The following is a 13,687-nucleotide window of genomic DNA, read 5'->3' as shown; positions in this document are numbered from 1 at the left end:
GAACCGGCGCGGGCGCGCGACAATGGCGGTATGGCTGGCAAGCGGGTCGCGCTGGCGCTGGGCAGCGGTGGCGCCCGCGGCTACGCCCACATCGGGGTGATCGAGGAACTACAGGACCGCGGCTACGAGATCGTCGGCGTCGCCGGATCGTCCATGGGCGCTCTCGTCGGTGGGCTGTACGCCGCGGGCAAGCTCGACGAGTTCTCCGACTGGGCGAAGTCGCTGACCCAGGGCGCCGTGCTCCGGCTTCTCGATCCCTCGATCACCGCCGCGGGGGTGCTGCGCGCGACCAAGATCCTCGACGCGGTTCGCGACATCCTCGGTGAGGCGCGGATCGAGGACCTCCCGATTCCCTATACGGCCGTCTCGACCGATCTCATCGCCGGCAAGTCGGTATGGCTGCAGCGGGGCCCGGTGGACGCCGCCATCCGCGCGTCGATCGCGATCCCGGGGGTGATCGCACCGCACGTGCTCGACGGCCGACTGCTGGCCGACGGCGGCATCCTCGAACCGCTGCCCATGGCGCCGATCGCGGCCGTCAACGCCGACCTCACCATCGCGGTGTCGCTGGCCGGCAGCGAGGCCGGCGGCGTGGAAGAACCCGCAGGACAAGGTCCGCGCGCGACCACCGAGTGGCTGGCCCGGGTGTGGCGCAGCACCACGTCGCTGTTCGAGTCGAATGCGATGCTGAACCGTTTCGGCGCCGGACCGGAGGACCTCCCGGTGAGCGGGGACAGCGAGCAGGAACTCGTCGACGCGACGAAAGAAGCGTCCGTGGTACCCAAGCTCGGCAGCTTCGAGGTGATGAACCGCACGATCGACATCGCGCAGGCCGCCCTCGCGCGCCACCAGCTGGCCGGCTACCCGCCCGACATGCTCATCGAGGTACCCCGTTCGGCGTGCCGGAGCCTCGAGTTCCACCGTGCCGCCGAAGTGATCGACATCGGTATCGAGTTGGCGGCGGCCGCGCTGGACGCATTCGACACCTTGCCCGAAACGCCCATAGCCGCCGAAGATTAGCGGCCGAGGTGCGCGGCTATCTGGGCGGCGACGCTGCGGCCCTGCCTTCGTCCCGCGTGCGCCGAAGGGGTCCGGCACGCGGGATCGAGCGGGTTGGCGCCGAACGCCGCCAACGACTCGTCGTCGGCGAACACGCCGGAAGCGTTGCGCGCGGCGACCTCGTCCCTGGCGCCCGCCCCGAACGGTGACGGCGACGACAGGCCCTGGGGGATCAGGGCGACCACGACATCGCAGTCGTCGGCCACGGCCAGGTTGACGGTGCTACCGACACCGCCGTCCATGAAGCGGCGCGAGCCGATGGTGACCGGCGGCCAGACGCCGGGTACCGCGCAACTGGCCGCGACCGCGTCGACCAGCGGGACGCCCGAGGTGCGGTCGAACGCGACCAGTTCCCCGGTCTCGGTGTCGATGGCGGTGATGCGCAGGTCGCGGTCGGGCCAGTCGTGCGACGGCAGTCGCTGCTCGATCACCTTTCGGCGCACCTCTTCGGTGACGGTGTCGGCGGCCAGCGCGATCGCACCGATCCGCTGCAGTTTCTCGGTTTTCGAGCCGGGAGCGGTCATCGCGTCGAGGAACATCTGGGTGATCGTCTCGATCCCCGCGCCGGGGTTGATCTCCGACGATGTCGCCTCGGTCTGCCGGTCGAACAACGCGGGCAGGCCCAGCCCGCTCACCAATTGCGCTGCGACGGTGGAACCCGCAGATGTGCCGACCAGAACGTCGGAGGCCAACAACGCATCGGCGGTGGCGGGCGACTCGTCGGCAATACCGGTCAGGATGCCGGTCTCCCACGCGATCCCCGCCACGCCCCCGCCGGCCAGTACCAGTGCACGTCTCGTCACACCCCGTGAGTGTGCCAGGCGACCGGCGACGCTCGTGCGGCCCCCGACGCTACGCGAGTCCCTGCGCCGCCCGGCCGCTGATCAACGGCAGGTCGAGATACGTTGCGATGCCGGGCTCGGCGGCGCACACCGCGGGCACCGAGTTCACGCAGTGCGCAGCGGTGCCGACGATGCCGTACTCCGGGCCCTCTCCGCCAACGGCCGACTGGAAGCCCTTGACGACGATGTTGACATCCGGGTTGCCGCGGACCTCCATCTCGTACCGCTGACCTTCGGGGCCGAACGTCCAAGCGGGATCGAGGTTTTCCTCGCCCATCAGCCAGTTCACAGTGACTCGCACGACCGGTTCTTCGTCGACGAGGGCCTCCCAGTGGAACTTTCGGCCCGCGACCTGTCCCGGCTCGATGACGCCGATCGGTGATTCGATCGGCGCCGTGGCGACCGCGATCTCCTGAGCGGAACGGACTTTCGGGTCGGCACGGAAACCCACCTTGTCGACGATCATCTTCACCGCCTGGATGAAGCCGCCGTCGAGCAGCTTCTGCATCGGGCCGCTGAGCGCCTTCTCCGGAACCTCACCGAAGCCCATCACATGCCGCACGACGTCGGGGGCTTCGTAGGTGCGAAGGTCGGAATACTCCTCGGCCCGAACGAATGTCACGCCGGTCGAGAAGGCGGAGAACAGAAGCGGAAACTTCTCGCTGATCCCCCCCGGCGCGATGCCGGTACCGTGCAGCGTGGCATTCCCCGCGATCGCCGCCTCTTGAAGAGGGGCGCCCTGCCGGCCGGAGGGATACACCCATCCGACCGGGGTGACGACGTTCTTACCGGAGCGCAACAGCGCCGCCACCTCATCCGGATTGGGCAACAGCGGTGAGTAGATCACCGCATCGGCGTCGAGGGCGAGGATGTCGTCGAGGCTGTTGGTCGCGGTCACCCCCACCGGCGCGGTGCCGATGATCTCGCCGACGTCTTTGCCTGCCTTCCCCGGCGAGTGCACCCAGCATCCGACGAGCTCGAGGTCGGGATGTTCGAGCACACCCTTGATCGCTGCGACGCCGACGCCACCGGTCGCCCACTGCACCACCCGCAGGCCCATACCGACTCCTTCACCACGAAACTAGAACACGTTCTACTCTTGCAGGTCTACACCACATCCCCTCCCGCGCGGGTCACAATGGCCGCGATGACCGCGATCAAGATCGGGTTCGGTGTGCTGGGACCGCTGCAGATGACAGTCGACAGCGCACCGGTCGCGCTGGGCACCCCCAAACAACGGGCGGTGCTGGCCGTACTCGTGATGAATCGCAATCGGGCGGTCTCCACCGACGCGTTGATCACCGCGGCGTGGGAGCAGTGGCCCCCGGCCGAAGCCAGGGCCAGCCTGCATTCCTACATCTCGAACCTGCGCAAGCTGCTGAGCAACTCGGGCGCCGATCCGAGGTCGGTCTTGGTCAACGCGCCACCGGGGTACCGGCTCGACGTCGACGACGCCGCGTGCGACCTCGGTCGTTTCGTCGCCGAGAAAGCCGCCGGTGTGCAGGCCGCCGCAGCGGGCCAGTTCGAGCAGGCGAGCCACCATCTGCGCACTGCACTCGTCGAGTGGCGCGGACCCGTACTCGACGATCTACGCGATTTCCAGTTCGTCGATGCATACGCCACCGCTCTCACCGAAGACAAACTGACCGCCCACACCGCACACGCTGAGGCCGAGATCGCCTGTGGGCGGGCGTATTCCGTCATTGCGGAACTCGAGGGCCTGGTCAGCGCACATCCGTACCGCGAGCCGCTGTGGGCCCAGCTGATCACCGCCTACTACCTTGCCGAGCGGCAGTCCGACGCCCTCGATGCCTATCAGCGGCTGAAGGCCACGCTCGCCGACGATCTGGGCATAGACCCGGGCCCGACAGTGCGTGCGCTGCACGAGCGGATCCTGCGCCAGCAGCCCCTCGATGTTCGAAAGGCCGCGCAGACCACCGCCGTCCACACCATCGGCGAGATCGCGGCGAGGACTTCGATCGCCCCATCGTCCGCGATGGCGGCTCTGCACTCGGCGAGCGGCCAGATTCATCGGCTCACGGCCACGGCGACGCGGATCGGACGGTTGGCCGACAACGACCTCGTGCTCGCCGGCAGCAGCGTGAGCCGCCACCACGCCGTGATCATCGACACCGGAACCAGCTTCGTGATCACCGACCTGCGCTCGGCGAACGGGGTCGACGTCCGCGGTGAGCGGATCCGGGGCACCGCGATGCTCGGCGACGGCGACTCCGTCCGCATCTGCGACCACGAGTTCACGTTCCGGATAGAGCCGCATCCGGCCTGATGCCGGATTAGGGTGTTTTCGCCGGCTACCGAACCGCCCGAGGAGCATCCGATGACCGACCCCGAACGGGGGGAATCCCGTGTGGGTTCCCAGATCGGCCCCTATCGGCTGCGCCGGTTACTGGGCAAGGGCGGGATGGGTGAGGTATACGAAGCCGAGGACACCGTCAAGGACCGAATCGTCGCGCTGAAGCTGTTACCCGAATCGGCCTCCAACGATCCCGTCTTCCGCAAGCGGCTACGGCGCGAAGCACACTCAGCGGGCCGGCTGCAGGAACCCCACGTGGTGCCGATCCACGACTACGGCGAAGTCGACGGCATGCTCTATGTCGACATGCGGATGATCGACGGTACCGATCTGCGCAAGGTGCTCAAGAACTACGGCCCGATGACACCCGCGCGTGCGGTGGCCATCATCAAACAGATCGCATCGGCTCTGGACGCCGCGCACGAGAGCGGCATCATGCACCGAGACGTCAAGCCCGAGAACATCATTCTGACCCGCGATGACTTCGCCTATCTCGTCGACTTCGGCATCGCCAACGCCGCCACCGACGAGAAGCTCACCGAACTGGGCACCGCGGTCGGCACGTACGCGTACATGGCGCCGGAACGCTTCACCAACGACGAGGTGACCTACCGCGCGGACATCTATGCGTTGACTTGTGTTCTGCACGAATGCCTTACCGGCTCGCAGCCGTTTCCGGGCGACAGCGTCACCGTCGTCATCACCGCGCACCTGATGCAACCTGTCCCGAAACCCAGCCAGCAACGGCCCGGTATCCCGACGGCGTTCGACGCGGTGATCGCCCGCGGTATGGCCAAGAAACCCGAGGACCGGTATGCGAGCGCAGGCGATCTGGCGGCGGCGGCGAATGACGCACTGACACAGCGAGATCAGGACCAAGCCGCTACCATCCTGCAGCGCAGCGAGGCCGCGGGTACGGCTCCGCCGCCGCCGCCCGCGTGGTACCAGACGCCGCCGCCGACCCCGCCGCCCACACCGCCGGGTGCCCATCCGGCCGCTTTCCACACGCCACCGCCGCCCGGGGGCGGTCCGCCGAGCGGTCCGATGGGCGCGCCCGGCCAGCCGAGCGGACCCCCGAGCGGGCCCATGTGGGCCGCACCCGCGCCGACGGGGCCTCGGCCTGCGGGTGCCCCGCGCAAAGGCACGCCGTGGCTGCCGATCGCCGCGGCGATCGCCGTGTTCGTCGTGGCGCTCGGCGCGGTGGGGATTTGGTTCCTGGTCAAACCCGATGACACGCCGTCAGCGTCGACAACCACGACGACCGCGCCGTCACCGACCACCGAGCGCACCACGAGGCGGCCCCCGCGCACGACGACGCCTTCACCGACTCCGGACTCGGCCGACGCCAAACTGCTCGGGCTGCTGCCGCGCGGGTACGACGACGGCGTCTGCCAACCCGTACGTCCACCCGCCCCCGGCGCACTGGCGACGGTCGATTGCGGCGCGGCAGCACCCCAGGGCGGCCCCGCGAACGCGCGTTACTCGCTGTTCGCCGACCAGCCGGCTCTGGACAAGGCCTTCGACGACTCCGTCGCCGCCAACCAGGAGCTGGTGCGATGCCCGAACAGCGGCGCGGATTCGCCGACCACCTGGCACTACACCGAAACACCGGACGAGGTCGAAGGTCGCATCGCCTGCGGTGTCTTCAACGGCAACCAGGACCTGTCGTGGACCATCAACGACAATCTCCTGCTGGGCGATGCCCAAAGCGACAACCTCGTCGACCTGCACAACTGGTGGTTGAAGTACGCCTGAACCGTCCACCAGGGCCGCTTCAAGAATCCTTCAAGGGCGCTGTCCGACTCTGATGTCAGCCCGGGGCCACCCGGAACCGACATTCACAGGAGTCACGATGATCGCTTCACACCGTTTCGCCAAGTCCGGCACCGTCTCTCGCCTGCACCGGTGGACCGGCACCGTGCTCGCCGCAGGTGCGCTCGGAGTGGCCGCCGTCGCGGGTTCGGGCACCGCCGCCGCGCTCAGCTCCGAAGATGACATGTTCCTGTCCGAGATCAGCGCCGACGGCATCGCCTACGACACCCCCAAGGCCGCGATCGGCACCGCACACGACGTCTGCTCGAGGCTGGACGGGGGCGCGGATCCCGTCGACCTCGGTCTGGAGATCCTCGACGACACCGACCTGACCGTCGACCAGGTCGCGACGTTCGTGGTCGCCTCCGTCGACCACTACTGCCCCCGGCACGTCGTGCTCTTCGGGTGATCCCTCGACAAGGCGGGGCCCGCTGCGGCGGCGCCCCGCCGTCGTCGGCCTAGACAGGTCGCGCGCTGTATGTTTCTGTAACCCGCAGCGCTGCGAAAGGACTGAAGAATGTCGACCACCAGAAGCAACAGGGTCTTCGTCGTAGGTGTCGGTATGACGAAGTTCGAGAAGCCGGGCCGCCGTGAAGGTTGGGACTACCCCCAGATGGCCAAGGAGTCGGGCACCAAGGCGCTCGACGATGCCGGCATCGACTACTCCGAAGTACAGCAGGGGTTCGTCGGCTACGTCGCCGGCGACTCCACGTCGGGCAACCGGGCGCTCTATGAACTCGGCCTGACGGGCATTCCGATCGCCAACGTCAACAACAACTGCTCGACCGGTTCCACCGCGCTGTTCCTTGCCGCGCAGACGATCCGCGGCGGGCTCGCCGACTGCGTCATCGCTCTCGGTTTCGAGAAGATGCAGCCCGGCTCCCTCAAGGGCGGCCACGACGATCGTGAATCCCCGATGGCCAAGCACGTCGCGGCGATGGCCGAGATCGACGAGTTCGGCTTCCCCGTCGCGCCGTGGATGTTCGGCGCCGCGGGTCGCGAGCACATGCGCCAGCATGGAAGCACCGCAGAGCATTTCGCGAAGATCGGGTACAAGAACCACAAGCATTCGGTGAACAATCCGTATGCGCAGTTCCAGGAGGAATACAGCCTGGACGACGTCCTGGCCGCGAAAATGATCTCCGATCCGCTGACCAAGCTGCAGTGCTCGCCCACGTCGGACGGGTCCGGTGCGGCGATCGTGGTGAGCGAGGACTTCGTCGACAAGCACGGCCTGGCGGGCCAAGCGGTGGAGATCGTCGGCCAGGCGATGACCACCGATTTCCAGTCCAGCTTCGACGGCAGCGCCAAGAACCTCATCGGCTACGACATGAATGTCAAAGCCGCGCAGCAGGTTTACGACCAGTCGGGGCTTGGGCCGGCCGACTTCCAGGTGATCGAGCTGCACGACTGCTTCTCGGCCAACGAGCTACTGCTCTACGAGGCGCTCGGGCTGTGCGGTGAGGGCGAGGCGCCCAAGCTCATCGACAACAACGAGACCACCTACGGCGGCCGTTGGGTGGTCAACCCCTCGGGTGGGCTGATCTCCAAGGGGCACCCGCTCGGAGCGACGGGTCTCGCGCAGTGTGCGGAGCTGACGTGGCAGTTGCGCGGCATGGCCGACAAGCGCCAGGTCGATGACGTCACCGCCGCCCTGCAGCACAACATCGGGCTGGGCGGTGCCGCGGTTGTGACCGCTTACCAGCGCGCCGAGCGCTGATAGGGGATCATGGACCGCATGCGGACCACAGGAATCCTCGCCGGAGTCGCCGCCGTCACGTGTGCGACGATCGCCCTGCCTGCGGGTGTCGCATGGGCCGATGACCAGGAATCGGCGCAGGAGGTCATCAGCAAGCTGCAGGACCAGGGGTACAACGTGACCATCGACAAGATCGGCACGGCCCCGCTGTCCGACTGCGTGGTCACCAGCGTGCGCAATCCCCAGGAGTTCACCCAGTTGGTGCCGCTGCTCGGCGGTAATCAGGACGGTGTGCTGTTCCCCGTGACCATCAGCAAGCCGATCTCGGTGTCGCTGGACTGCAGCGGTCGCTAGACATTTCGGTGCGGCCGGTTGCGATACCCGCGACCGACCACACCGAAACCGCCCCATCAGCGCGAGCAATCCGCGGTGACGGTGATCGTGCGCTGGGCCACCACCTGGATCAGATCGTCGCCGCGTCGCACCAATTCGGTTCGCTCACGGGCATTTCGGACATCGGTGATGACGCACTCGTCGAGGGGTGCACTCCCGATGCGGTTGACCTTGACGTCGAAGCCTTGTGCCTCGAGTGTGGCGATGGTCAGTTCAGCCGATTCGGCCGCCGACGCGATGGCGGCCGGCGTCAGGATCGCACCGCATGCCACTGCGGCGAGCCCGACCATTGTCAACAGTATTGCGCGCATCTCGCGCTCCCTTCGTGACCTGAAGGCCCCGGTGGCCGTCAGGTGGTACGACGGGAAAGCCGCGACGAAGGTTCAACGCAATCTGCGGAGGCGCGATGTGCGGCCCGCGACTTAAGCGGTGACCGGCTCCAGCTCGCGCGCCTCGGGAGCCACGATCGGATCCGTCGCGACGAACTCCGAATACAACAGCGGCATCGATGCGTTTATGGCGAACGTCGACACCCCGCCCGCGTAGTCGGCCACATACAGCCGGCCACCGTGCGAGTCGACGGCCACACAGGACGGCCGGCCGTCGACGGTGATGGTGTCGACGATCTGCAGGGTGAGCGTGCACAGCACCGCGACGTGGTCATAATCGACGATGTAGGCCCTGCTCTTGTCTTCACCCATCACCAGTTGGGTTGGGGCGCCGCCGATCTCGATGACGTCGGTGACGCGTCCCGAGGAGAACTCGATCAGGTGCACGACGCCGCCGCGGGTTCGGTCCGAGCTGAGGACGAACGCGGCGCCGTCGGCGAGGGCGATGTCGCGAATCGGCGCACCGATCCGCACCGCGCCGCCGACCCGCCCGGTCTCGAGTTCGACGGTCAGGACCGCGCTGCCACGCGCATCGGTGGTGGCGACGTAGAGCCGCGTTCCGCTCGGGTCGATCGCGAGGGCATCGATGCCGATGCCGGCGCCGGTCGCGATGTCGATGGTGCCCATGCGGTCGGCGGGGATGTCGATCACCGCGACGTCGATGTGCCCGTCACCGGTTCGGCCAGCATAGACGCGCTTGCCGTCGGGGCTCACGACCAGCGCCGTGATGTTGTCGGCCAGCGGGTACGACGCGATCACCGATTTCGTGGCGGTGTCCACGACGCTGACCTCGTCCTTGTGGGTCCAGGACGACGTGCTCACGTAGGCCCGGTCGTCGTGGACTGCCACCGAGAACGGCTCGCCGTGAACCGCGACGATGGCCTCGGCGGCGAGGGTGCGGGCATTGAGCACCGCCACGCTGTCGTCGCCCGGATGCGTCACCACGGTCGTACCAATGCCGGTTGTGGCGATATCACCGATCGGCCCCCGGCTCAGCTTCACCGCACCCAACGGGGTGGGCGCATGTTCAGGCATCAAAAAGTCAACCATCGTTATTCGGTACCTCCGCCGGCATGGCGTGCACCGGCCCTAGATTCCAAGTCGTAACGCGCCAAAACGGCGCGGTCTGAACCGAGTTTAGCGACGAAATCCGACATCCCATGGCGGCGCGAAAAGCGACACCTGAATCAACCTGCGAACCTCTCAGACACCGCTTAGAAAAACGCGCGTTACCCGATTGTTACCAAATTCCCGCGACCGGAGGAAGGCTATTGACCTGTGTGAATACCGCTGCCGCAAGGCCTTCGGAATATTGTGGCCGATCGCACGTATAAAGGTTTCTTACCTTTCGTCGTCAAAGTGAGCGGTAGATCACAGGCCGACACGACAGCAAACAGACAACAGGCGCCACGACCGTCACAAAGCGGTGTGTCTAGCCCACCAGCCGCAGCCTGGGTCTGCGGGGCGGCGACGGCGGTTCCACGCGGACCAGGGGAATCAGCGCCTCGGGATCACACAGCGCGAGAACCCGGGACACGGCGTTGCCGGGCAGCACGCGCCACGGCACGCCGGCCCGCAGCAGCCGGGCGTTGAGGGCGTGAAGGGCGGCGACCCCGTCGAACGCAAAGAAGTCCAGACAGGAGAGATCCAGCGTGACGTGCCGCGCGTCCGCGATCGTCTCGGTGACGACGGACGCGAACTCCTTGGCGTTGGCGGCATCGACTTCACCGGTCACCGACACGACGATGTGCCCCGGCGCCCCGATTGCACTCATACCGGCGGCGACGGACAGCGTGTGCCTGGGCTGCAACGACGGGCGCGAGATCGCCGCGACGGACATTTCCGGTTCCCGACCGCGTCCGCTACGGCTGCCTGGTTCCGCGCTCGGCGCAGATACCGGGTTGCGTGCTGTCGACGCCCGGGAAGGTTCCGCCCATGCCTGCACTCGCTTTCTGCGGTGGAAGTCAGCGATGCGTCCTTTACCCGCCTGTGCGGCCGGTCAAACACGAATCAGGCAGAAGTCGCGAAAGGCTCCTGCGAGGCGAGCGGGCAATCGTCGAATTCGAGCTGCACTCGGGTACCGGACGCCGAGCGCTCGATCGTGGCCCGATCGGACAGGGCGCGCATCAGCTCGATGCCGCGGCCGCGGGTGTTCGGCTTGCCGTCGGGCTCTTTCTCCAGCCAGGCTCCGTGGTCGGAGATGGTCGCGACCAGACGCCGGTCTCCGGCGTCGTAACGGGCCGTCACCGACATGGTTCCGGCTTGTCCAGCCTGGACATACGCGAATTCAGCGGCGTTGGTCAAGGCTTCATTCACAGCCAGCAATATGTCGCTGAGGCGATCGGCGTCGAGATCGAAATTCGTCCCGAGCCAATGCTTGAAGGCACCGCGGAACTCCGCAACGGTGTGCGCGTCCGCGGGGCCGTTGCTCGAGAAGCCGAGTTCTGACGGAGCATTCATGGTCCTGTGTGGTTACCCCGTCCGGTCCGAGCTCACGCAGTGAGGTTGTCGAGCGCCGCGTCCAACGAGGAGAACAGGTCGATCAGATCGGCGATCCCCGTGATTTTCAAGGGCCGGCTGGTGGCGGAACCGTCCGCGACGACGGCGAACCGCGTCGCGGTGCCATCGGTCTGGTTGTGGGTCTCCATCAGCACCTGCATGCCCGCGGACCCCAGGAACTCCACGCTGGTCAAGTCGACGATCAAGCCCACCGGATCCTTGCCCAACGCCGCCTGAACGGCGTCCCGCAGCTGCGGCGCCGTGAGCATGTCGAGATCACCGGAGGCGGCGACGACAGCGACGCGTCCCACCCAGTTCTCGGTACAAAGTTGTCCGTCCAAGCCTCACCTCTTGTTTGGCAACCACCGTAGCGGTCATTCCGATCAACGAGGCTGCAGTCTTAACCCGCAATAGGGTATCGACTCCACGGTACCGATACCTAAACGGGGACCCATCCGCGCCGGTCAGCAGGTCAAAACCCGATGTGGCTACCCGGGCGGGCGCGCCGCGTCCACCAGCTGCGCCGCGATCAGATGCAACGGAGTGTTCTTCTCCTGAGAGAGGCTGACCAGGAGGTTGAAGGCGGCGGGCGCGTCGACGCCGAAGCGCTCCATGATCATGCCTTTGGCCTGACCGATGATGTCGCGCGATGCCAGAGCGGTCTGGAACTGGTCGTCACGGCGCGCGGTCGCCAAACCGATCGCCGCGTGCGCCGCCACCGCCAGCGCCAGGTCCTCGAGCTGCGGGGTGAACGCGCAGGATGGCCAGGCTGGAACGCACCGGGGTGATCTCGAGGGCGCGTCCGATGAACTCGACCCACCGGTCCTCGTTCCGGAAATCGCTGATCCGCACCGTCGTGGATGGCGTCGATGCAGGGGCCCTGCTGAAGCTCCTCCTGCAGGGTGTCGAGGTTCTTGGGCGCCGGACCCGTGGCAGCGACCGAGCGCACCCGCCGGCTTTTCGGGTCCACCAGCGAAATCCCCGCGTGGTGCACATTCGGCAGGATGCGCACCGCCGTCGCCGTCACCTCGTCGACGAGATTGTCGACGTCCATGTCCGCGCTCTTCTGGCTGTGCAGGCTTCGTGCCAGGCGTGCGATCTCGTCGTGGAGACCCCCGCGCGTGTCCGTCATGTCTCACCCCACACAATGGTTCCCCGGCCATCGTATGACCGAACCCTGTCAGGGGCGGGCGCCTCCGAGGATGCGCACCAGGTCGGGCTTCATCGCCTGAAGCTGCGAACCCCAATAGGCCCAGGTGTGCGTCCCGTCGGTCGGGAAGTTGAACACCGCATTTCGTCCACCGGCCGCGAGGTACTTGCGCTGGAACTCTTTATTCGTCGACAGCGTGATGTTCTCGAGGAACTGCGCGCTGTACTGCGCACCGAAATTCGCCCCGTCGTCGAGTTCGGAGGTCGCGCCGTTTCCGCAGTAAACCCACAGCGCGGTGTTGTTGGCCACCAGCGTGTTGACGTTGACCATCGGGTCGTTGCGGCGCCATGCCGGGTCCGACGTCGGGCCCCACATATGGGCCGCGCTGTAACCGCCCGCATCCTTCATCGAGAAGCCGATCAGCGTGGGCCACAGACCGCTCGACGGGTTCAGGTAGCCCGACAGTGATCCGGCGAAGATGAACTGCCGCGGGTGCCATACAGCAAGGGTCAGCGCCGCGCTACCCGACATCGAAAGCCCCACAACGGCGTTGCCGATCGGCGCCTGCCCCCGGTTGGCCGCCAACCACGCGGGCAGTTCCTGAGTCAGGAATGTCTCCCATTTGTAGGTCACGGTGCCCGCGCTTCCGACCGCAGGCTGATACCAGTCGGTGTAGAAGCTGGCCTGTCCGCCCACGGGCATGACGACCGAGATCCCGGACTCGTAGAACCACTCGAACGCACCGGTGTTGATGTCCCAACCGTTGGCATCCTCTTGCGCGCGCAGTCCGTCGAGCAGATACACCGAGTGCGGACCACCGCCCTGGAACTGCACCCGGATGTTTCGGCCCATCGACGCAGACGGCACCTCGAGCGTCTCGACCGGCAGCCCGTCACGTGAATACGCATCGGCCGCCGGCGCTTGGATTCCAACGCACACCACCAGCGCGAACAACACAGCCCCGAGTCTGCGCACAGACGATTCCACGCGGGCAAGCTAGCAACTCCCAGCCGGCATGCTCAGCGTGCCACGCAGCACTTGACCAGCTTGTTACCAAACTCAGCCAGTGCCGCGGGGGATCAACAGCCGAGTTCGCTGACGCTGAGGCTGACGATGTCCACTGCGGCTTGAATCGACACGCCGAGTTCCTCGCGCACCATCAACATCGAGTCGGCGGCGGGCACACCACGCGCCGCATTGGCGCAGACCTTGTTCCCCGTGGCGATCAACTGGTCCGCCGAGAGGAAGACGTACTGCTGCTGAAGCTTGCGCACGAACTCCGCCTGATCGGCCGCCGCGGGTGCGGCGAAGGCGACCGCGGTGGCGGTAGTACCGATGAGCAGTCCGATAATGCGTCGCACAAAAATCCCCTCCGAAAGGTCAGCAGTGTCCGCGGCGCACCGGGAATCGGCCGAGCGCCCACAAGCGCGAAACCCCGACATGCGCGCCGTCTGGATGGCACCCCATCCACATTGACGGATGCGTCATAACGTACCCGTTGTTAGGCGGACGAATCATTTACGCCATCGA

General features: G+C 66.7%; 16 protein-coding genes. 6 read left to right on the top strand and 10 right to left on the bottom strand.

Annotated features, from left to right (window positions below):
- Positions 1–30: 30 nt before the first annotated feature.
- Positions 31–1,020, top strand: a complete 990-nt coding sequence (locus RMCN_RS06685) for a patatin-like phospholipase family protein (RefSeq protein WP_067387929.1) — start codon at positions 31–33, stop codon at positions 1,018–1,020.
- Here the strand turns inward: RMCN_RS06685 and RMCN_RS06680 are convergent.
- Positions 1,017–1,862, bottom strand: coding sequence for a patatin-like phospholipase family protein (locus RMCN_RS06680; RefSeq protein WP_067387928.1), 846 nt, complete (start codon positions 1,860–1,862; stop codon positions 1,017–1,019). The genes RMCN_RS06685 and RMCN_RS06680 overlap by 4 nt on opposite strands.
- A 49-nt stretch (positions 1,863–1,911) precedes the next feature.
- Positions 1,912–2,961, bottom strand: coding sequence for an NAD(P)H-dependent amine dehydrogenase family protein (locus RMCN_RS06675; RefSeq protein ID WP_067387927.1), 1,050 nt, complete (start codon positions 2,959–2,961; stop codon positions 1,912–1,914).
- Between the two features lie 87 nt (positions 2,962–3,048).
- On the opposite strand from RMCN_RS06675, the gene RMCN_RS06670 reads away from it, so the two are divergent.
- From RMCN_RS06670 to RMCN_RS06650, 5 genes are all read left to right on the top strand, one after another.
- Entirely contained in the window at positions 3,049–4,188 is a 1,140-nt protein-coding gene (locus RMCN_RS06670) for a BTAD domain-containing putative transcriptional regulator (RefSeq protein ID WP_110765783.1), read from the top strand.
- Positions 4,189–4,239: 51 nt separating this feature from the next.
- Positions 4,240–5,970 (top strand): serine/threonine-protein kinase, encoded by a 1,731-nt coding sequence (locus RMCN_RS06665; protein ID WP_067387925.1) that lies wholly within the window; start codon positions 4,240–4,242, stop codon positions 5,968–5,970.
- 97 nt (positions 5,971–6,067) lie between these two features.
- Positions 6,068–6,436 (top strand): DUF732 domain-containing protein, encoded by a 369-nt coding sequence (locus RMCN_RS06660; protein WP_064411986.1) that lies wholly within the window; start codon positions 6,068–6,070, stop codon positions 6,434–6,436.
- A 108-nt stretch (positions 6,437–6,544) separates the two neighbouring features.
- Complete coding sequence (locus RMCN_RS06655; protein ID WP_067387924.1) at positions 6,545–7,747, top strand: lipid-transfer protein; 1,203 nt, start codon at positions 6,545–6,547, stop codon at positions 7,745–7,747.
- An 18-nt stretch (positions 7,748–7,765) separates the two neighbouring features.
- Positions 7,766–8,080: a hypothetical protein gene (locus tag RMCN_RS06650; protein ID WP_201028796.1), complete on the top strand. Its 315-nt coding sequence runs from the start codon at positions 7,766–7,768 to the stop codon at positions 8,078–8,080.
- Positions 8,081–8,136: 56 nt separating this feature from the next.
- Here the strand turns inward: RMCN_RS06650 and RMCN_RS06645 are convergent, their stop codons facing one another.
- The 8 genes from RMCN_RS06645 to RMCN_RS06610 form a co-directional block, all read right to left on the bottom strand.
- Positions 8,137–8,430 carry a hypothetical protein gene (locus tag RMCN_RS06645; protein ID WP_067387923.1) on the bottom strand — a complete coding sequence of 98 codons (294 nt, stop codon included), beginning with the start codon at positions 8,428–8,430 and terminating at the stop codon, positions 8,137–8,139.
- A gap of 111 nt (positions 8,431–8,541) precedes the next feature.
- Positions 8,542–9,558 carry an MmpL3/TtfA transport complex stabilizer gene (locus RMCN_RS06640; RefSeq protein WP_067387922.1) on the bottom strand — a complete coding sequence of 339 codons (1,017 nt, stop codon included), beginning with the start codon at positions 9,556–9,558 and terminating at the stop codon, positions 8,542–8,544.
- A gap of 382 nt (positions 9,559–9,940) precedes the next feature.
- Complete coding sequence (locus tag RMCN_RS06635; protein WP_067387921.1) at positions 9,941–10,348, bottom strand: STAS domain-containing protein; 408 nt, start codon at positions 10,346–10,348, stop codon at positions 9,941–9,943.
- 170 nt (positions 10,349–10,518) lie between these two features.
- Entirely contained in the window at positions 10,519–10,968 is a 450-nt protein-coding gene (locus RMCN_RS06630) for an ATP-binding protein (RefSeq protein ID WP_067387920.1), read from the bottom strand.
- Between the two features lie 32 nt (positions 10,969–11,000).
- Positions 11,001–11,348: an STAS domain-containing protein gene (locus RMCN_RS06625; protein WP_064411992.1), complete on the bottom strand. Its 348-nt coding sequence runs from the start codon at positions 11,346–11,348 to the stop codon at positions 11,001–11,003.
- 147 nt (positions 11,349–11,495) lie between these two features.
- A complete protein-coding gene (locus tag RMCN_RS31395; protein ID WP_234787596.1) occupies positions 11,496–11,726 on the bottom strand; it encodes an ANTAR domain-containing protein in 231 nt (76 codons plus the stop codon).
- Between the two features lie 461 nt (positions 11,727–12,187).
- Positions 12,188–13,132 (bottom strand): esterase family protein, encoded by a 945-nt coding sequence (locus RMCN_RS06615; protein ID WP_409366039.1) that lies wholly within the window; start codon positions 13,130–13,132, stop codon positions 12,188–12,190.
- 104 nt (positions 13,133–13,236) lie between these two features.
- A complete protein-coding gene (locus tag RMCN_RS06610) occupies positions 13,237–13,518 on the bottom strand; it encodes a DUF732 domain-containing protein (protein ID WP_064411994.1) in 282 nt (93 codons plus the stop codon).
- Between the last annotated feature and the right edge of the window lie 169 nt (positions 13,519–13,687).

Origin of the sequence: Mycolicibacterium novocastrense (genome assembly GCF_001570485.1) — a bacterium.
In the GTDB taxonomy this organism is placed as follows: domain Bacteria; phylum Actinomycetota; class Actinomycetes; order Mycobacteriales; family Mycobacteriaceae; genus Mycobacterium; species Mycobacterium novocastrense.
The sequence above is the reverse complement of the archived record's forward strand: the minus strand, read 5'-3'. Positions and strand labels throughout refer to the sequence as shown.

What these genes read in the sequence shown, in the direction of transcription:
- RMCN_RS06685 (WP_067387929.1), top strand. Translation starts at nt 31, where the DNA reads ATGGCTGGCAAGCGGGTCGCGCTGGCGCTGGGCAGCGGTGGCGCCCGC.
- RMCN_RS06675 (WP_067387927.1), bottom strand. Translation starts at nt 2,961, where the DNA reads ATGGGCCTGCGGGTGGTGCAGTGGGCGACCGGTGGCGTCGGCGTCGCA.
- RMCN_RS06670 (WP_110765783.1), top strand. Translation starts at nt 3,049, where the DNA reads ATGACCGCGATCAAGATCGGGTTCGGTGTGCTGGGACCGCTGCAGATG.
- RMCN_RS06665 (WP_067387925.1), top strand. Translation starts at nt 4,240, where the DNA reads ATGACCGACCCCGAACGGGGGGAATCCCGTGTGGGTTCCCAGATCGGC.
- RMCN_RS06660 (WP_064411986.1), top strand. Translation starts at nt 6,068, where the DNA reads ATGATCGCTTCACACCGTTTCGCCAAGTCCGGCACCGTCTCTCGCCTG.
- RMCN_RS06655 (WP_067387924.1), top strand. Translation starts at nt 6,545, where the DNA reads ATGTCGACCACCAGAAGCAACAGGGTCTTCGTCGTAGGTGTCGGTATG.
- RMCN_RS06650 (WP_201028796.1), top strand. Translation starts at nt 7,766, where the DNA reads ATGCGGACCACAGGAATCCTCGCCGGAGTCGCCGCCGTCACGTGTGCG.
- RMCN_RS06645 (WP_067387923.1), bottom strand. Translation starts at nt 8,430, where the DNA reads ATGCGCGCAATACTGTTGACAATGGTCGGGCTCGCCGCAGTGGCATGC.
- RMCN_RS06640 (WP_067387922.1), bottom strand. Translation starts at nt 9,558, where the DNA reads ATGGTTGACTTTTTGATGCCTGAACATGCGCCCACCCCGTTGGGTGCG.
- RMCN_RS06635 (WP_067387921.1), bottom strand. Translation starts at nt 10,348, where the DNA reads ATGTCCGTCGCGGCGATCTCGCGCCCGTCGTTGCAGCCCAGGCACACG.
- RMCN_RS06630 (WP_067387920.1), bottom strand. Translation starts at nt 10,968, where the DNA reads ATGAATGCTCCGTCAGAACTCGGCTTCTCGAGCAACGGCCCCGCGGAC.